This is a genomic window from Solidesulfovibrio aerotolerans, from assembly GCF_009856865.1.
In the GTDB taxonomy this organism is placed as follows: domain Bacteria; phylum Desulfobacterota; class Desulfovibrionia; order Desulfovibrionales; family Desulfovibrionaceae; genus Solidesulfovibrio; species Solidesulfovibrio aerotolerans.
In genome coordinates this window covers 16,370-34,967 of the sequence record NZ_WVUD01000004.1, presented here as the reverse complement: position 1 = coordinate 34,967, position 18,598 = coordinate 16,370, and the positions used below count along the sequence as shown (strand labels likewise).

General features: G+C 63.2%; 15 protein-coding genes. 10 read left to right on the top strand and 5 right to left on the bottom strand.

The window, feature by feature from the left end:
- The first annotated feature begins 156 nt into the window (after nucleotides 1-156).
- The 3 genes from GTA51_RS03865 to GTA51_RS03855 all read left to right on the top strand — a co-directional run bounded on the left by GTA51_RS03865 (nucleotide 157) and on the right by GTA51_RS03855 (nucleotide 2,010).
- A complete protein-coding gene (locus tag GTA51_RS03865) occupies nucleotides 157-1,224 on the top strand; it encodes an adenine nucleotide alpha hydrolase family protein (protein ID WP_160958849.1) in 1,068 nt (355 codons plus the stop codon).
- 119 nt (nucleotides 1,225-1,343) lie between these two features.
- Nucleotides 1,344-1,625 (top strand): type II toxin-antitoxin system RelE/ParE family toxin, encoded by a 282-nt coding sequence (locus GTA51_RS03860; RefSeq protein ID WP_160958848.1) that lies wholly within the window; start codon nucleotides 1,344-1,346, stop codon nucleotides 1,623-1,625.
- A gap of 43 nt (nucleotides 1,626-1,668) precedes the next feature.
- The gene (locus GTA51_RS03855) at nucleotides 1,669-2,010 is read left to right on the top strand and encodes a HigA family addiction module antitoxin (protein WP_343039455.1); all 342 of its coding nucleotides are present in this window, start codon (nucleotides 1,669-1,671) and stop codon (nucleotides 2,008-2,010) included.
- Between the two features lie 133 nt (nucleotides 2,011-2,143).
- Here GTA51_RS03855 and GTA51_RS03850 read toward each other — a convergent pair whose 3' ends face one another.
- Entirely contained in the window at nucleotides 2,144-2,803 is a 660-nt protein-coding gene (locus GTA51_RS03850; RefSeq protein ID WP_160959062.1) for an HAD family hydrolase, read from the bottom strand.
- A gap of 139 nt (nucleotides 2,804-2,942) precedes the next feature.
- Between GTA51_RS03850 and GTA51_RS03845 the strand changes: the two genes are divergently transcribed.
- From GTA51_RS03845 to GTA51_RS03830, 4 genes are all read left to right on the top strand, one after another.
- Nucleotides 2,943-4,115: a geranylgeranyl reductase family protein gene (locus GTA51_RS03845; RefSeq protein ID WP_160958845.1), complete on the top strand. Its 1,173-nt coding sequence runs from the start codon at nucleotides 2,943-2,945 to the stop codon at nucleotides 4,113-4,115.
- A 26-nt stretch (nucleotides 4,116-4,141) separates the two neighbouring features.
- Entirely contained in the window at nucleotides 4,142-5,014 is an 873-nt protein-coding gene (locus tag GTA51_RS03840) for a Cif family virulence factor (RefSeq protein ID WP_246197958.1), read from the top strand.
- Nucleotides 5,015-5,260: 246 nt separating this feature from the next.
- Nucleotides 5,261-5,857, top strand: a complete 597-nt coding sequence (locus GTA51_RS03835; RefSeq protein ID WP_160958843.1) for a hypothetical protein — start codon at nucleotides 5,261-5,263, stop codon at nucleotides 5,855-5,857.
- Between the two features lie 93 nt (nucleotides 5,858-5,950).
- Entirely contained in the window at nucleotides 5,951-7,372 is a 1,422-nt protein-coding gene (locus GTA51_RS03830) for a DUF1254 domain-containing protein (RefSeq protein ID WP_160958842.1), read from the top strand.
- Between the two features lie 160 nt (nucleotides 7,373-7,532).
- Here the strand turns inward: GTA51_RS03830 and malQ are convergent, their stop codons facing one another.
- The 3 genes from malQ to GTA51_RS03815 all read right to left on the bottom strand — a co-directional run bounded on the left by malQ (nucleotide 7,533) and on the right by GTA51_RS03815 (nucleotide 12,503).
- The gene (gene malQ, locus GTA51_RS03825) at nucleotides 7,533-9,038 is read right to left on the bottom strand and encodes a 4-alpha-glucanotransferase (RefSeq protein ID WP_160958840.1); all 1,506 of its coding nucleotides are present in this window, start codon (nucleotides 9,036-9,038) and stop codon (nucleotides 7,533-7,535) included.
- Nucleotides 9,039-9,586: 548 nt separating this feature from the next.
- Entirely contained in the window at nucleotides 9,587-11,509 is a 1,923-nt protein-coding gene (glgB, locus tag GTA51_RS03820) for a 1,4-alpha-glucan branching protein GlgB (protein WP_160958839.1), read from the bottom strand.
- A 154-nt stretch (nucleotides 11,510-11,663) separates the two neighbouring features.
- The gene (locus tag GTA51_RS03815) at nucleotides 11,664-12,503 is read right to left on the bottom strand and encodes an MBL fold metallo-hydrolase (protein ID WP_160958837.1); all 840 of its coding nucleotides are present in this window, start codon (nucleotides 12,501-12,503) and stop codon (nucleotides 11,664-11,666) included.
- 112 nt (nucleotides 12,504-12,615) lie between these two features.
- Between GTA51_RS03815 and GTA51_RS03810 the strand changes: the two genes are divergently transcribed.
- On the top strand, nucleotides 12,616-12,912 hold the full coding sequence (locus GTA51_RS03810; RefSeq protein ID WP_160958836.1) for an SH3 domain-containing protein: 297 nt from the start codon (nucleotides 12,616-12,618) through the stop codon (nucleotides 12,910-12,912).
- A 131-nt stretch (nucleotides 12,913-13,043) separates the two neighbouring features.
- Here GTA51_RS03810 and GTA51_RS03805 read toward each other — a convergent pair whose 3' ends face one another.
- Nucleotides 13,044-15,956, bottom strand: coding sequence for an insulinase family protein (locus GTA51_RS03805; protein WP_160958834.1), 2,913 nt, complete (start codon nucleotides 15,954-15,956; stop codon nucleotides 13,044-13,046).
- Between the two features lie 351 nt (nucleotides 15,957-16,307).
- On the opposite strand from GTA51_RS03805, the gene GTA51_RS03800 reads away from it, so the two are divergent.
- Together GTA51_RS03800 and GTA51_RS03795 are read left to right on the top strand one after the other, a co-directional pair.
- Entirely contained in the window at nucleotides 16,308-17,330 is a 1,023-nt protein-coding gene (locus GTA51_RS03800; protein WP_246197956.1) for an OmpA family protein, read from the top strand.
- Nucleotides 17,331-17,404: 74 nt separating this feature from the next.
- Nucleotides 17,405-18,334: a LysM peptidoglycan-binding domain-containing protein gene (locus tag GTA51_RS03795; protein WP_160958831.1), complete on the top strand. Its 930-nt coding sequence runs from the start codon at nucleotides 17,405-17,407 to the stop codon at nucleotides 18,332-18,334.
- The last annotated feature ends 264 nt before the right edge of the window (nucleotides 18,335-18,598 follow it).

Below are 18,598 nucleotides of genomic sequence, written 5' to 3'. Positions count from 1 at the left end.
AGACCGAAACGCCCGGCCCGCCTGTTTGTCGGCCACGCAGGAGCGCGGGCCAAGCAGGCAGGGCATAGCCGTTCCATGTTCCCCTTGCGTGTCAAACGGGCGACCATGCGGCGATTGCCCCTTGCCTTGCGGGCCGCGAGGCTTTAGCTACGCCGCATGAAATCCTACCACGCCCTGGCCCTTTTCTCCGGCGGCCTCGACAGCATCCTGGCCGCCAAGACCATCGCCGCCCAGGGCCTCAATGTCCTGGGCCTGCATTTTGTCAGCCCGTTTTTCGGCAAACCGCACAAGATCGAGCACTGGAAGGCCATCTATGGCCTGGATATCATTCCCGTGGACGTCTCCGAAGCCTACGTCAACATGCTCTCCGCCGGCCCGGCCCAAGGCCTTGGCAAGTGCTTAAATCCCTGCATCGACTGCAAAATCCTCATGCTGCGCCGGGCCAAGGAACTGCTGGCCGAGTACGGCGCGACGTTTCTCATTTCCGGCGAGGTTGTGGGGCAGCGGCCCATGTCCCAGCGTATCGACGCGCTCAATATCATCATCCGCGATTCCGAGACCAAGGGTATCCTGCTGCGGCCCTTGTGCGCCAAACGGCTGCCCGAAACCGAGCCTGAGGCTTCTGGGCTGGTCAATCGGGAGCTGCTTTTCGGCATGAACGGCCGGGGCCGCAAGGACCAGATGGCTCTGGCGGCGACCTTTGGCCTGACCGAAATTCCCACGCCGGCCGGCGGCTGTCTGCTCACCGAGCAGGCTTCGGCCCGACGGTTTCTGCCGCTTTTCATGCACAGCACCAACCCCCGGCCGGCGGATTTCGAGCTGGCCAACATCGGCCGCCAGTATTGGGCCGGGGAACGCTGGATGGCCGTTGGCCGCAACAAGGCCGACAACGACAGCCTGGAAGCGCTGCTTGGCCCGGATGATCTGCTGTTTAAGGTGCGCGATCTGCCCGGCCCGCTGGGGCTGGCCCGACGCCTGCCCGGGGTGGTCTGGGACGACGCGACGGTTGCCGACGCGGCCGCGTTTCTGGCCTCGTTTAATCCCAAGGCCAAGGCCATAGCCGGCACGGTGCGGGTGGATGTGGCCGGCTGGTCCGGCGGGTCGGTGATCGTGACCCCGTCGCGGCAGACCGCCATCCCCTGGGCCGAACCGACCTGGGAGGAAGTGGTGGAGAAGAAACGGGAACGGTTCAAGGTGTGCGGCGACGGTCGCGGGTCGCAGTAAGCCCGAACGGGCGCTGCCGGGGGGGGCCAAGCGAATCGCACCTCCCCCTCTTGACGTTTGACGTACAACGTACTATTTTTTCTGAATGACCGGCTTGGCAGGATACTCAAGAGGGGATCATGATTAAGTCGTTTAAATGCAGAAAGACAAAATTACTCTCTGAAAAAGGCGAGTGCGACAAAAACTTCCGCGCATTTCGATCAGCCGCCGAGCGGTGTTTACGCCGACTTGAAGCGGCTGTCGAACTTTACGATCTGCGCCAACCTCCGAGCAATCATTTTGAAGCGTTGGGCGGAGACAGAAAAGGTCAATATAGTATTCGCATCAATGACAAGTGGAGAATCTGCTTTACCTGGAGCGAGTCAGGGGCCGAAAATGTCGAGATAGTAAACTACCATTAGACAGAAGCCCAAACATTGCCAAAACAGATGTTAAAAACAATCAATGCCTGCGATTAAGGGTGATTTTATGAGGACGCCTATTCATCCTGGGACGCTGTTGGCGGATGAATTACAGGAACTCAATATGAGCGCCAATCAACTGGCCTCCTATTTAAAAGTGCCTGCCAACCGGATAACACAGCTTCTCAAGGGACAACGCGCCGTCACGGCAGATACTGCACGAAGGTTAGCCCAATTTTTTGGGACAACGCCCCAATACTGGATGAACTTGCAAATGATCTTTGAGATTGACCGGGACCGGCTGGAGCAGTCGAAAGAAGCTGAAATCAATGCAATCCCCCGGTTTGATCACTTGCCTTCTGTTCCTGTTGCCTGCCTGACCTAAACAAACCAAGGCCGCCACCTCACGGCTCCGGCCGCCCCCCCACACTCCCCATCGCGGGGGTCCGGGGGGATCATCCCCCCGGCGGGGCGCGGGGCAGCGCCCCGATTCGTTTTGTTCTTCCCGCCTTTCGTCGTTATTGCAGCATCGCCACCAGCGCCGCGATGTCGTCGGCCAGGTAATCCGGGTTGTGGCGGGCCAGTTCGGCCAGGGGGGTGCGCCCGCTGGCCAGGGCGGCGGTGCGGGTGCCGGCGGCCTGGCCCGTGGCCACGTCCATGGGATGATCACCAACCATGAGGGCGTCCTCGGGGCGCACACCCAGCGCCTGCAAGGCGTCAAGGAGATGCCGAGGGTCGGGTTTGACGTGGCGGGCGTCGTCGCGGGCCAGGATCACGCCGGCATAGGCGGCGGCGTCGGGAAAAACGATCTCCACGGCGGCCCGGCAATTGCGCGTGATGATGCCGACCCGGGTGCCGGCCCGGGTGAGGGCGGCCAGGGCCGGCCGGGTGGCGGGAAACAGCCGGGCGGCGCGGGCGGCCTCGATTTCCTGGTCCATGATGGCACGGGCGGCAAACAGCTCGAACTGGGCCGCGGCCTGGGCCGACTGCGCGCCGATGGTCTCGGCCAGAAACCGGGCGTATTCCAGGGCCGGCAGGCCGTTTGGCGTCGGCACATCGGCCAGAAAGGTGGCGGCCACCCGGCCCAGCCGGGCCTTCATGGCCGTAAAATCCAGGACGAGTTCCGCCAGGGTGCCGTCGAAATCGAACACCACCGCAGCAAAGTGGAGCTTTTGCATCACGAATTGACCTTGTAACGGATTGCCCGCCGGGCGTGTCGCAGGTATGATTGCTTTTTGTGTAGACGGGGCAGACACCCTTGGCAACCGCGATCCGGGCCTGCCGGGCCAGCCGAAACCAAAAGCCGCACGATTTCCCATGAATGAAACCCACGATGTCGTCATAGTCGGAGCCGGTCCAGCCGGTTCCACCGCCGCCCAGGTGCTGGCCCGAAAGGGCCTGCGCGTGTTGGTGCTCGATAAAGCCGAATTCCCCCGCGACAAGCTGTGCGCCGGGCTGCTCACCTGGAAGGCCGTGGACGTCTTGGAGCGGGTCTACGGCGAGAGCGCCGAGGGGCTGCTCGCCTCGGGCGTCTTTAACGCCGCCATGCCCGGCTACTGCATCCGCTTTCGCGAGCGCGTCATCGCCAGCGGCGAGACGTTTTATCCGTTTCATTTCACCAACCGCCGGGTGTTTGACAAGCATCTGCTCGATCAGGCCGGGCGGGCCGGGGCCGACGTGCGCCTGGGCTGCCATGTCGCCTTTGTCGATCCCCTGGCCGGGGTCGTGCGCCTTGACGACGGCCGGGAATTTCGCGGCCGCTATGTCATCGGCTGCGACGGCGCGGCCAGTCTGGTGCGCCGGTCCTGCCCCTTTGATACGGCCGCCTGGAAGGCCGGCATGGGCGGGGCGCTGGAATTTTCCCTGCCCCGCGATGACGCGCTGCTCGCCGGGACCGTCCATCCCGATCTGCACGCCGACCACCCCACCGTCTATGCGGGATTTTTGCGCGCCGGCTACGGCTGGGTGTTCCCCCACGCCGACCGGCTCGTCATCGGCATCGGCGGCCACAGCGCCCGCCACGGCCGGGAATTTCGGGCCAGATTCCGCGAATTCGTGGAATTTCTCGGCCTGCCCGCCGCCCTGGCCGATAAGGCCAAAGGCCATGGCCTGCCCTATGGCAACTATCTGACCGCGCCCTGGCACGGCCGCACGCTGTTGGCCGGCGACGCCGCCGGACTGGTGGAAACGCTTTTCGGCGAGGGCATCTACTACGCCCTGCGCAGCGGCGAACTGGCCGGCGAGGCGGTGGCCGCAGCACTCACCCGAAACGCCGACCCGGCAGCAATCTACGGCCAGGGGCTTCGCCGCGACATTCTGCCGGAACTGATCTGGTCGCGCAGACTGCGCCGGGTGCTCTACGCCAGCCAGCAATGGGGCTTTTTGCCGCTGCTGTGCTTTGTGCGCGGCGGCGGGCGGCTTTTGGGCGAGATGGTTCACGGCCTGCGCTCGTATCGGCTGCTCCTGCCCCGGGCCAAGGGGCCGCGCTGAGCGCAACCAACCGACAGGGAGGACGAATGGTTGCACGGAAGTTGCGTTGCAAAGCGTTGGAAGGCTTCCGTTGGCATGGCCGGTCCGCCGGACCGGCCGTCGTCCAGCCCGCCCCGGGCGACAGGATTTCGCCCCTGCCCCAGGGAAACACCCGGCTCGGCCGGCCGGCCGCCGTACGGTTGCTGCTCGTCCTTTGCGCCCTGCTCGCCCTGCTGCCCGGCTGCGCCGGCAAGGCCGCCCCCAAAGACGCGCCCAAACCCACGGGCTTCGCCTCGGCCGACGCCAAAAACGTCCATGCCTTCATCGTCGCCTATCCCGCAGTCGCCGCCAGCGGCGACGCCAAGGCCCTGCTGCGCCTTTTTACCGACGACGCCCGGGTGGTGCCGCTTCTAGGCAACGCCATACGCCCCATCCGCAGCGGCGAGCTGGCCAAACAACTGCCGGCCGCCATGGCCGACGAGCGGCGCATGGGCCTGCGCCTTGTCTGGCGCGAACCCATGGACATCCAGACCAAGGGCGAACGGGCCTCGGTGCGGGTGGTGGCTGATCTGGCCTGGGAACAGGCCGGGCAGGAAAAACAGGCGGTCATGGACTGTTTTTTCGGACTCGTGCGCGATGAGCATCTGATGTGGAAGATCAAGGAATTCCACGGCGAGCCGGTGGGTCCGAATTTCCGGCTGCCGCCGGCAGGATCACCCCAGAAACCGCTGCCGCCCCGCGACGCCACGCTCAAAGGCCGCAAGACCAAACGCGTCATTAAAGGCGAGCCACCCAAAAAAGCGCAGCCGGCCCCGGCAACCGCGCCCCAGCCAGCCTCCCAGCCGCCGGCCGAGCCGGCCCCGGCTCCGACCGGCGGACAAATCGTGCCCACCGACGAGGCTCCCAAGCCGCTGTTCTGAGTACAGCAGCGACGCAATACGACGAGGAATATTTCCTCCAGTTGTGCGCGGCCCCCCAAGCCGCTGTTCCAAGCGCAGCGACGACGCAACACCGCCGATTCTCCCGCCCAAGCCAGGACTGGACTGGTGCCCACGCACGACGGCTGCCAAGGAAAGCTGCCCCATGACGGCTTTTGCAAGCGAACCGGCTTGCGTTTGCCGGCCGGGGTACGTTACGGCATACGAAATCCGAACTCAGGAGGGGATATGCGCGGGAGGATTGTTTGCTTTGCCCTGGCGTTTTGCATCATGCTGGGCGGTACAGCCATGGCTGGCCAGACTGATGGTTTTGCCGGAACGGCTTTCGGAACGCCGCTGGCGGCCTTGCCGTCGTTTATGCCTCTTAAAAAGGACGGCAGCGTCACCTACGCCGTCAATCTCAAGGAACGCTATCGCTTAAATGGCCAGGCACCGGTGGTGGTGTACGGCTTTGCCTCGGGCAAGCTTTTCGCCGCCTATGTCCGTCTGGACGGCCTGATCGAGCGCGACGCCATGGCCAAGCGGCTGACGGCGGAATTCGGCAAGCCTGCCGCCGCCGCAGACGACGGTGCCGCCGTGCTGCGCTGGCGCAAGGGCAAGGTCAAAGTCAAGCTCAAGGCCAATGCGGCCACGGGTTCCCTCAAACTCGCCTATTATTCCACGGCCAACCCCGGCCCACTCGCCAATCTGCTCGATCTGGACAACGTGGATCTCGATGCCCTGGCCAAGCTGTCCGAGAAAGACAAGCTGACCAAAGAAGTCACCTTGCCCGCAGCTTCTGCGCCCGCCAAGCGTTCACCCTTTGACGGCAGTGTCGTCAAATAGCGCCGCCGCCGGCAAGGGATAGATCCTGCCACCCTGGTTGCGCCGAGAACCGCAGCCGGCCCCGCCGGCCAATGGCGGACAAAGGAGACCATCATGAAAGCGAGTTTTATAAAAACGCTCGTCTTGACGCTGGCCCTGCTCCAATACGCTTCTCCTGAAGCGGCCTTTGCCCAGATCGCCAGCAAGCCCACCCTCCAGGAAGCCAAGCAGATCGCACTGGATGCGTATATCTTCGGCTACCCGCTGATCACCATGGAAATGACCAAGCGGGTGATGACAAACGTGCGCGAACCGGAAGGCACGCGCGCGCCCATGGGGCAACTGGTACGGATGCGCGCCTATCCCGACGCCGCCTTCAGGGACGTCACCGCGCCCAACGCCGACACCCTCTACACCACCACCTGGCTTGACGTGGGCAAAGAGCCATGGATTCTGAGCCTGCCGGATATGCACGACCGGTATGCACTCTTCCCAATGCTCGATGGCTGGACCGAAGTGTTCCAGGCGCCCGGCAAACGCACCACCGGAACAGGCCCGCAGCAATACGCCATCACCGGTCCCGGCTGGAAGGGGAAACTGCCCAAGGGCATAAAAGAATACAAGTCGCCGACCAGTGTCGTGTGGCTCCTGGGGCGCATTTACTGCACCGGCACGCCGCAGGATTACGCGGCCGTGCATGCGATCCAGGACGCCGTCTCCGTTGTGCCGCTGCATGCCTACGGCAAGCCCTACACCCCGACGCCGGGGACAGTGGACACAACCATCGACATGAAGACCCCGGTGCGCGACCAGGTCAACGCCTTGGACAGCGCGGCCTATTTCAATCTGCTGGCCGCGCTCATGAAGGATAATCCAGCCGCTCCAAACGACGCCCCGATGCTCAAAAAAATGGCCCGCCTGGGCATCGTCCCCGGAAAGCCGTTTGACCCCAAGAAACTAACCCCCGAAGTGCAGCAAGCCCTTGCCGCCATTCCCAAGGCCGGCTTTGAAACCATCATGGCCCATTTCAAGTCGGCTGGGACTGACGAAAACGGCTGGGTCTTTGCGACCAAAACCGGCCTTTACGGTACGGATTACCTCCAGCGGGCGCTTATTACCGCCATTGGTCTTGGAGCCAACCGGCCCCAGGATGCGGTCTACCCGACTTCGGAAGCGGACGCCCAGGGCAAGCCCTACGACGGGTCGGCCAAATACGTGCTGCACTTTGACAAGGGGCTTTTGCCGCCGGTCGAGGGTTTCTGGTCGCTGACCATGTATAACGCCGAGTACTTCTTCGTGGCGAACCCACTCAACCGTTATACCTTGAGCGCCCGCAACGACCTTACAAAAAACGCCGACGGCTCGGTGGACCTCTATCTGCAAAACGAAAACCCCGGCCCGGAGAAAGCCTCCAACTGGCTCCCGACGCCGACAGGGCGCTTTATTCCCATGCTGCGCCTCTACTGGCCCAAGGAAACGCCGCCGTCCATTATCGACGGCACCTGGAAGATCCCGGCCATCCAAAAGGTGCCGTAAACAGGGGATGATATGCGAACGCCCCGGGTCGCGACGATGCTTTTCGCCGCGACCCGGGGCATCCCCGCTCTGTCGTCGCCGCCGACGCCTGGGGGCGGCGGCGAACCATAAAACTGTGTCCGTCAGACAACGCCTGGCGTTGGCAAAAGCTCCGACACCCTCAGTGATTGCGGCCGAAAATCCCGGTCATGGCCCGCAGCCGGGCAGCTACCGCCGGCTCAAACTGATCGGCCACGGCCCGCCAGCACCAGTTGCCCTGGGCTACCGACGGCATGTTCATGCGCGCGCCCTCGCCCAGGCACAGCACGTCCTGCAACGGGACAATCACCTTGGAGGCCGCGCTGGTCATGACCAGACGCAACAACTCCCAGGGAACCTCCTCGTGGGGAATCTGGCGGCCGAGATAGGCATAGAGCGCGTCCATGGCCTCGCTGCCGGATTCGCTGCGCGCCCAGCCCAGGCTGGTGTTGTTGTCATGGGTGCCGGTGTAGGCCACGCTGTTGTGGCTGTAATTGTGCGGCGCGTCGCGGTTCTCGGCAATGCCCGGACCAAAGGCGAACTGGAGCACCCGCATGCCCGGGAAATTAAAGGCCTGCATCAGTTCGCGCACCTCAGCGGTAATGACGCCCAAATCCTCGGCAATAATCGGCAGGGCCGGGAAACGACGGGTCAGGGCCTTGAAAAGCGCCTCCCCGGGTGCCTTGACCCACTCGCCCCGGACAGCAGTTTCTTCACTGGCCGCAATCTCCCAGTAGGCCTCAAAGCCCCGGAAATGATCCAGCCGCACGATGTCGTACAGGGCCAGCGTGCGCTCCATGCGCCGCAGCCACCAGGCAAAGCCGGTGGCCTCATGGGCCGGCCAGGCATAGACCGGGTTGCCCCACCGCTGGCCCGTTTCGCTGAAATAATCCGGCGGCACCCCGGCCACCAGCACCGGCCGCTTGTCATCGCCCAGCTTGAACAAGCCCGGATTGGCCCAGACATCGGCGCTGTCCTCGGTGACGTAAATGGGCATGTCGCCGATGACCTGGATGTCAGACTGGCGCAGCTCGGCCCGAAGCGCCTTCCACTGGCCGGCTGCCAGATACTGCACGAACCGGACGTATTCGATCTCCTCGCCCAAACGCCCGGCCAGGGCGGCCAGCGCCCCGGGCTCGCGGTCGCGCAAATCCCTGGGCCAGTCGGCAAAGCCGGCCTCGCCCTGCTCCCGCTTGGCCGCCCGAAACAGCGCATAATCCTCCAGCCAGCCAGCCTCTTCGCGGCAAAATACCGTAAACCCGGCATCCTGCCCCAGCCGCTCCCGGTTGTTCCCGAAAGCCAGCCGCAACAGCGCATCCTTTTTGATCTGGGCCTGCTCGTAATCAGCCACCGCCGGATTGCCGCCAACCACCGCCGCCGCAACGGCCTCGGCCGTGACCCAGCCCGCTGCGGCCAAATCCTCGGGACTGATCAACAGCGGATTGACGGCAAAGGCCGAATCGCTGCTGTAGGGCGAATTGCCAATAAACGTCGACGTGGGGGTGAGCGGCAAAATCTGCCAATACGACTGGGCCGCCTGGGCCAGAAACCGGGCAAACGCCCTGGCCCCGGGACCGAAATCGCCAATGCCGAACCGGGACGGAAGCGAAGTAATGTGCATCAGCACGCCGCTGGCTCTGCGCTGCATGGTGGCTCCTTTGGGGGTGCGAGAGGCGAGGAGGAATGTGGGGGAGGGAACCCCGGGCCAAGCGGCCCGCAGCAAAGGGTACGCCCCTACAGCCAAACGCCCCAAAAACTTTTTACGGGGTATAGATTACATTTTCATGGGCAGGCAGCAAGTCTAGGCGAAAGGACCGATCCAAAAGAGGGGCCATCGCCCGCTCTGTCCTGTCGCTCCGTCTCCACCCTGTTCGGCCCCGTCTTCGGGGCCGAGGGCAGGTTGGGGGCGGCATTTGCCTCGATGAGCCTGCCGCGCCAGCGGCGGCAGCATCGAGGCAAATGCCGCCCCCATCTTCGCAGCATCCCGCCGCACCGCCCGCCCCTCCACACGCCCATCCGGGGGGTCCGGGGGGATCATCCCCCCGGTGGGTCCAGGGCAAAGCCCTGGCAGGGTCCGGGACAGCGTCCCGGCGGGGTCTGGGGCAGCGCCCCAGTGGGGTCTGGGGCAGCGCCCCAGTGGGGTCTGGGGCAGCGTCCCGGCGGGGTCTGGGGCAGCGCCCCGGCTCTGCGCTCGCTCTAGGCTGGCTTTAAAAACACGGCTCCCAGCGGCGGCAGGGTGAGGGTCAGGGAATGCGGCCGCTCAAAACTTTCAATATTTTCGGCCATGACGGCTCCGGCGTTGCCGAGGCCCGAGCCGCCGTAGAGGCGGGCGTCGCTGTTGAGCAGTTCGCGCCACAGCCCCGGGACAGGCACGCCGACGCGGTAGTTTTCGCGCGGCACCGGGGTGAAATTAAGCACCACGAGCACCATATCGCCGGGCGTTTTGCCGTGTCGCAAAAAGGCCAGCACGCTGGCTTCGGCGTCACGGTAATCGATCCACTCGAAGCCTTCGGCCTTGAAATCGCGTTCGTGCAGGGCCGGTTCGTCGCGGTACAGGCGGTTTAAGTCCCCCACCCATTGCAGGATGCCCTGATGCGGCGGGGAATCCAGCAGTTCCCATTGCAGTTCGGCGTCGTGGTTCCATTCCTGCCATTGGCCGAACTCGCCGCCCATGAAAAGGAGCTTCTTGCCGGGATGGCCGTACATGAAACCGTAGAGCAGGCGCAGGTTGGCAAAGCGTCGCCAGTCGTCGCCGGGCATTTTGGAAAGCAGGCTGCCTTTGCCGTAGACCACTTCGTCGTGGGACAGGGCCAGGACGAAGTTTTCGGTGAAGGCGTACCAGATGCCGAAGGTGAGTTCGCCGTGGTGGTATTTGCGAAAGATGGGGTCGCGGGAAAAATACGCCAGCGTGTCGTGCATCCAGCCCATGTTCCACTTCATGCCGAACCCCAGGCCCCCGAGATAGGGCGGGCGCGAGACCATGGGCCAGGAGGTGGATTCCTCGGCAATGGTTTCGGTGTCGGGAAAGCGGGTGTAGGTCATTTCATTTAAGCGGCGCATAAATTCGATGTTGTCGAGATTTTCGCGGCCGCCGTGGATGTTGGGAATCCATTCGCCCTCGCGGCGGGAGTAGTCGAGGTAGAGCATGGAGGCCACGGCGTCCACGCGGATGGCATCGACATGATAGTGCTTGAGCCAAAACAGGGCGCTGGAAATGAGAAAGGCCCGGACTTCGAAGCGGCCGGTATTAAAGATGTAGCAGTTCCAGTCGGGATGGTAGCCTTTGCGGGGGTCGGCGTGCTCGAACAGGTGGGTGCCGTCGAAAAAGGACAGGCCGTAGCCGTCGGCCGGGAAATGGGAGGGCACCCAGTCGAGCACCACGCCGATGCCGTTCTGGTGCAGCCGGTCAATGAGCGCCATGAAATCCTGGGGCGTGCCGAAGCGGCTGGTGGGAGCGAAATAGCCCAGTGTTTGATAGCCCCAGGAGCCGAAGAAGGGGTGCTCCATGATGGGCAGAAATTCGACATGGGAAAAGCCGGCCCGCAGCACGTGTTCGGTGAGATGATCGGCCATTTCCACATAGGACAGGGAGCGGTAGCGGTCTTGGTGGACCCGGCGAAAGGACCCCAGGTGGACCTCGTAGACGGAGACGGGCGCGGCAAAGCCGTTTTTTTCCTTGCGCGCGGCCATCCAGGCAGCATCCTGCCAGTCGTGGTCGAGATCCCAGACGATGGAGGCGGTGTTGGGCGAGGTTTCCCAGTAAAAGGCGAAGGGATCGCCCTTGTCGGCGCGGTAGTCGGCCACGCCCGAGGTGATGTGGTATTTGTAATGCGCCCCCTTGCCCAGGCCCGGAATGAAACATTCGTAGATGCCCGAGGCATCGTGGCGCACGGCCATGGGATGGTGTTCGGGTTCCCAGCCGTTAAAATCGCCGACCACGGAGACGGCCTTGGCGTTGGGAGCCCAGACCGCGAAATGGGTTCCGGGCGTGCCCTCCACGGTCATGAGCGCCGAGCCGAGCTTGTCGGGCAGATCGAAATGGTTGCCCTGCTTAAACAGGTAGATATCGTGGTCGGTGAGCCGGGTGACATCGTGACGCACTGGCATGGCGTGCCCCATGGAATACTCCTTGGACTGACAAAAGCCTGGGTTGGCTGGCGGGAATATAGGCAAAACAGCCCCCTGGGGCAACGCAGGGGTGCATCCGGCGAAGGAGAGGCGAAGCCCCAAGCCACGCGCCCTCACCGCCTCCCGCATCCCGGCGCAAGGTGCATCAGGCGAAGGAGAGGTGCAGCCCCGAGCCCACCTCGTGGACCGGCGCGGCCCGAAACAGGGCCAGCTTGGCGGCAAGGCCGGTGCAATGGCAGGGATAGAGGTCGGCGACGCCAACACTTTGCAGATATTCCACCGTGGCGGTCAGACGGGCCGGGTCCGGGGCGAGAAAATGCAGCCCGCCGATGATGGCGGCCACGCGGCGCACGCCGGTAAGGCGGCGGGCATGCTCGATGATGTTGCAGATGCCGGCGTGGGAACAGCCGGTCAGGATGACCAGCCCCGCCTCCCCCGCATAGGCCAGGGCGGTGTCGTCGGGCAGGGCATCGGGCACCGGCCCGCCTGCCGTCTCGCGCTCACCGATGGGCTCGGTGTGCTCGAAAGGGAAAAAGCGCGGAATTTCGCCCAGGAAAAGCAGCCGGTCGGTGATGGACACAGGACCACCGGACAGGGTCAGGGCAAAACACTGGGCCAGGGCCTCCCGGTCCAGCAGCGAGCCAATCGGTTCGCCCGGACCGATACTGCGTTTGGCCAGGGCGTCGGGATGGGCCACCAGCCGGGGTTTGGGGCGGATGTTGCCGCAGGCGGCGGCCTCGGCCAGACAACTGATAAGCGGCACCAGTCCCCAGGTATGGTCGTTGTGGCCGTGGGACAGGGCGACCACATCCAGGGCGGCCAGGTCGATGCCCAGGCGCTCGGCGTTGCGCCAGACCACGTCGGAATAGCCACAATCGAAAAGCACCCGCTGCCCGGCCTCTTCAAGGTAGACGGACAAGCCCGGCTCGCCCAGCAGATAGCGGTCGATAAGCGTATTATTGTCGACGAGAACAGTTAATTCCATGTTACGGCTGTGCGCTATACCTGCAAGAAATGTCAAGGGACTCCTGGACTTTTCGCGCGGTCTTGGGCATATTTCATTAAATTTCCGCAATATTTTGCACCAGGGGGATCCCATGAAAAAGCATCTTTGGTCCGCATGTGCCCTGTTCCTGCTGCTCACCGCCCTGACGGCGGGTTGCAGCGTCTCCATCGATCTGACCCCGCCGCCGCCGGCCGGCTATGTCCGCAGCGTCAGCGTCGAATCTGTCTATGTGCGCAGTTGCCCGGCCGCAAATTGCGACGTGCGCACCGTGGTGTATCGCGGCCAGCGCGTGCGGGTGTATGAATACGACAAAGGCTGGGCGCGCGTATCCACGCTGGACAGCGGCGCCACCGGCTGGATGGATGCCCGCTATCTGAGCGGTCGCTAGACGTTCACCCTTTTATCGCTCCCAAAAAGAGCCGGGTGGATACGCTCCACCCGGCTCTTGCTTTTTGTGGCCGATGCACTGCTCGCCGCAACAGGCGGCAAACAACGCGTCAGGACGACCGCAAAAGAGTTTTACAACACGTCCACCCGAACCAGCCCCGGCTCGGTTGTGCCCAGGGCGTCCAGGGACGGGGCCGGCCCGAGGACCACCACGGCGGCGTCCCTGGCTGCCGCATCCAGGGCCTCGCCGTATTGGCGAAACCGGGCCATACCCGCGCCGAGCACCTGGGCGCGAAGCTCGGCCCGGATTTGCGCCGTATCGCCGGTCAGCCGACGGGCCAGGGCGACGTGGCCCTTGGCGTCCGGGAGCATATGGGCGTCAATATCGCCGATGGCACCGATGACGGCACGGGTCATCTCCTCGTCGGACAGGGCGGCGTCCATCAAATAACGCCCGGCCTGGCGGAATACCTCCAGGGTGGCATCGGTGTTGGGGTCGCGGTAGGAGACAAAGACCGCCTGGCCGGCGATGCGGTCAAGGGAGCAAAACGCGCCGTAGGCCCCGCCGCGCACCCGGACCCGATCCCACAGATAGGCCATGCGCAGATAGCGGCTGGCCACCAGATCCGCGCCGTCAAAGACCCAGCCGGTTTTGGTCAGGTCAAGGCCCAGGCCGACATAGTGGACCTGGGCCGGGATGGCGATGCCTTCGGCCGCCGGCAGCTCCAGGCGGCTCCAGGCCGCCGGCGCGTTGGCCGCAGCCGGCAGCCCGGCCAGGAAGGCGGCCAGGGGTTTTTCCACCCCGGCCATGTCGCGCTCGGACACGGTGAGCCCGACGATGGCCCCGGCCCGGGTCAGGATCAGCTCGCGCAGGGTTTCCAGGTCGCGGCGCACGCCGTTGTAATCGTCGGCCAGCCGGGCGGTCAGTTCGCGCAAAAACAAAAGCTGGGAGACACCGCGCAGCCGCTCGCCCGTGGCCCCGGCCAGGGTGTAGCGCGCCCGCAGCCGCGATCCGGCCGTGGCATGGCCCGATGGTGCCAGACGCCGTTCCAGGCGCGATTTGGACTCCGTGGCCATTTGCGTGAAGCGTTCACGGTTGCCAAAATCCGTCTTCTCGATGATTTCTTTTAAAATCTCAAAGAGTTCCGGCATTTTTTCCACCGTGGCCTTGCCGCGAAGGACCAGCCGGGCCGCCAGATCATCGGCACCGCCGCCAACGATGCTGGTGACCAGGGCCTCCCGGGAGATGCCGCCGGTCTTGGCTGCAATGCGCCGGGTCAGCGTCACGGCGTCAAAACGCTCGGTGCCCAGTTCCAGCAGCGCCCTGCCAAACAATGGCACCAGCGGCACCAGCCGGTCCGGCACGCTGGTGAGCGGAAAAGCCAGATCAAGATAGGCGATGCCCGAGGTTTCCAGGGGATGCAGCAGCAACTCCACGTCGTCGGCCTGCCTGATCTGCTGGGGGATGGGCGTTTCGTCGCGGGGCAGATCGGCCAGGGCCAGACTGGGGATGCGGGCCAGATCCTCGGGGCTGTCCGGGGTGTCCTGAAACTGGCGCAGCAGGGCAAGATCGGCGGCAATGGCGGCCCGGCCGGCCTCATCAAGACCGGCGGCCACGTCAGCCAGCTCGGCCTTTTCCTCGGCCACCCGTTTGGCGTCGAGTTCGGTGTCCGGGGCCAGGGTCAGGGTCAGGCGGTGGGGATTATCCAAAAACCACAGGCGCAAGACCTCTTCCAGCACAGGCTCCCCGGCGGCCAGACGGGCCTTTAACCGGGCAAGCGGCCCGGAAAACCGAAGCGGAGTGAACGGATCGCCGTCGTGCAGCCAGGTCGTTAAGGAGCGCAGCATCATGGACAGCCCGCGCGGGAAGGAGCCGGTGTTATTTTCCCGCAAGGAAAATTCCAGGGCATTGACCCCGGCCTCCACGGCGTCGGCCGGCAGCCCCTCGGCCCCCAGGCGGGTCAGGGTGTCCAGGATCAGCCGCTCCACATCGGTTGTGGTGCCGGGCTTGATGCCCTTTAAGCCCACGGAGAATGACATCTGGCGCAGCTCGGTTTCAAGCCCACCGCCAGCCAGATCCTCGCCCAGGCCGCTGTCGAGCAGGGCCTTTCGCAACGGGGAGGACGGCAGGCCGATCAGCACGTGTTCAAGCACGTCAAAGGCCAGCACCATATCCTGATCGGTGGTGTCGGGTAACAGCCAATTGACGGTGACAAAGGCCCGTTCAGCCTGTCCCGGTGCGGCGGCGTAAGGCATTTCGGCGGTTTTGGGGGTGGCAAACGGCTGCTGGCGGACCACACCCGGGGTGGCAGGCCGGGCGTCGAAGCGGCTGCAATACTCGTTTAATAGCCGCAGACGTTCGGTGGGATCGTCGTCGCCGGAGAAAAAAAACCGGCAGTTGGACGGATGATAATAGGTGTCGTGGAAGGCCTTGAACGCCTCATAGGTCAGTTGCGGGATGACCCGGGGATCGCCGCCGGAATCAACGCCATAGGTATTGTCGGGAAAGAGCAGGCGCTGGGAGAATTCGCCCAGCACGGAGTCCGGGGAGGAATACACGCCCTTCATTTCATTAAAGACCACGCCGCTGCGGATCAGTTCTTCGGCGGCACTCCACTCGAAATGCCAACCTTCCTGAAGGAAGACGGCCTTGGGAATGCGCGGGAAAAACACGGCATCGAGGTAGACATCGACGAGGTTGTAGAAATCCCGGACATTGGTCGAAGCCACGGGATAGCAGGTCTTATCGGGATAGGTGAAGGCGTTTAAAAAGGTATTGAGCGAGCCCTTGAGCAGCTCCACAAAGGGTTCCTTGACCGGATAGTTGCGGGAGCCGCAAAGAACGGAATGTTCAAGGATATGGGGAACTCCGGTGGAACACTCGGGGGGCGTGCGAAAGGCTGCACCGAATACCTTGTTGGCATCTTCAAGGACGAGGGAGAGCAACTGGGCACCGGTACGGTCGTGGCGGTAGAGGATCGCCTGGGCGGCGTATTCGTCGAGGGTTTCGTCGCGAAGGACGGAAAATCCATGCATACGGGACATCGGCACTCCTACGTTGGTCGTTGGCGTCCGGGTTTGTACCCGGCCGTTTTTTTGTACACATTGCAGGAAAATATGCTATAGGGTCGACATGACCGGCCAGGGATCGGTCTGCGGCTAAGGAATAGGGGCGCATGCACTTGCGCCTGCGAGAAAAATGAACTATATTTTAACTGGAGAACAGAGGGAAGCGCCTCAATTTGTCGTTTTTTCCAAAAGATTAAGCGACTTGAGGGGCTGGGGCTTCCTCGCCCCCCCGGGCGCGGGAACCCCGTTCTTGGCTAACGAGGGTGTTTTTTTTTTGGCAAGGGTGAATTCATTCACTGCTCCGAGGAGGGAGTTATGAACAAGAAAATGCAAGTGTTGTTGGTGGCTTTAGTCGCCCTGCTGCTGGGCTTCAGCCCGGCTATGGCGAAGAAGCAGGTCCCGAAGGTCGATAATTTCATCTATTTTATTGACCATTCCAGCTCCATGGCGTTCTCCTACAAGGGACAGCGTTATGTGCAGTTTGGCGGCGTCTCCAAGATCATGATGGCCAAGTCGCTGGCCCGTGAACTCAACAAGATGACCCCCGAGCTTGGCTACAAGGCCGGCCTGTACACCTTCGCCCCGTACAAAGAGTACGCTGCGATGGCCCCGTACAAGCAGGCCACCTTGGCTGCCGCTGTCGAAAAGATCGACACCGACTACTCTGTCTACGGCCGCATGACCCCCATGGGCAAGGGCCTGGAAGATCTGGACAAGCTGCCCCTCGCCACCCTTTCTGGCAAGACCGGCGTGTTCATCTTCTCTGACGGCGATTCCAACTGCGGCGTCGATCCCGTTGCCGTGGCCCAGTCCCTGAAGGCCAAGTACGGCGACAACCTGTGCTTCTACATTGTCGATCTGTCCGACAACAAGCACGGCCAGCAGGTCCTCAAGGCCATTGCCGCTCTGGGCAAGTGCAACTGCATCGAGCTCGGCGAAGAGCTGCTTCGTAACGAAGCCGCCCGTGAGCGTTTCCTTGAGTGCTCGCTCTACGAGTGGATCGAAGACGAAATCGTCGTCTTCCGCAGCATCTACTTCGACTTCGACAAGTACAACATCAAGCCCGAGTTCGTGCCCGTTCTTGAAGAAGGCACCGCCATCATCAAGTCGAAGACCGGCATGAAGGTCGTCCTTGAAGGTCACACCGACTCCATCGGTTCCGACCAGTACAACATGAAGCTCGGTCAGCGCCGCGCTGATTCCGTCAAGGCTTTCTTCGTCAAGAAGGGCATTGACTCCAGCCGCATCGAGACCATCAGCTTCGGCGAGTCCGATCCGGTCGCCACCAACAAGACCGCTCAGGGCCGCGCTCTGAACCGTCGTTGCGTGATCAAGTTCAAGTCCATGTAAGCGAGACACTGCGTCTCACTGGCCAGACGCCCCCCGGGGCGTCTGGCCTTGTATTTTGATGGGAGTGAAACCGCATGCCCACCGCCAAGACCCTCGCCGCCCTCGCTCTCCTGATTTTCGCCACGACCAGCGTTTCCGTCGCCGGACTTCACACCTATCCTGCCAACGGCCCAGCGCCACAGCTCGCCATCGACCAGCCCAAGCCCCTGACGTACAAGGTCGAAAAAGGCGATACCGTAGCTGTCATAGCCAAGAAATTCGGCGTTGACGCCAAAACGCTGCTCACGGCAAATGGTCTGGCTGACGCCAAAAAGCTTAAAGCCGGACAGACCCTGACCATTCCCGGCAAAACCGCTGCCCCGGCGGCCCAGGCCGTTCAAACGGGCAAGCCCGGCGCCACGCCGGTGCCCACGGCCCAGCCCAAACCCCTGGCGGCTGCGCCGGCGGCTCCTGTCGAAGCGGTCAAGCCCGACGCCACCGCCCGCAAGGCAGGTTCCAAAGAAGCCGTCGATCCTGGTGTGGTCGAAGAGAAACCGGTCAAAGGCAAGAAAGGCAAAAAGGAAAAAGACGATCCCGCTGCCGTGCCGACCCCTTCTGTGGAACTCAGTGACAAACAGCGGGCCTCTTTTGGCAAAACCGGTGTCATCGGCAACACCACCGATGTGCCGCAACCCATTCGCGACGAATTCTGGCGGTATGCGCAGAAGTGGGTCGATGAACTCGACCGGTTAGGCGTTGGCACAGCCCACAACAAGAAGGTGCGTCAGGTCGGCAGTCAGTGGGAAGCCACCTACCGCATCATCATCCGTGAGTCGCTCGGGGCCGAAGTCAAGCGGGTGGAGTACGACCACACCCCCTACGTCGGGCATATCACCTACACCCAACGCGTTTTCACCTCGGTGGGTCCGACCAAGGAAGCCGCCCTGCGCGGTCCCTGGACGGAAAAAGACGAAGCCATCCGCGAGATCTTCAGCTATTCCGGCAAGGCCAAAGCCTGGCGCTAGTCGAATCGCCTTCCATGTTTGCTTGCCCCCTGGACCATTGGTCCAGGGGGCTTTTTTTATGGTGTTCCCGTGGACCGCGTGTCTGGCGAATTGGAGTTGCTTCGGTGCCCAGCCAAGCCGGTCGGCCAGCCAAGTCAGCCAAGCTGTGGATGCAGCCATGCAGACGAGTCCGTCCAGAGCGAGGTTCGCTTCCACAAAAAAAGGCCATTTCAATGGTGAACCAAAACAGTCAATCCGCTGGTTCGTTGTTCGGCGAAGCCCCTT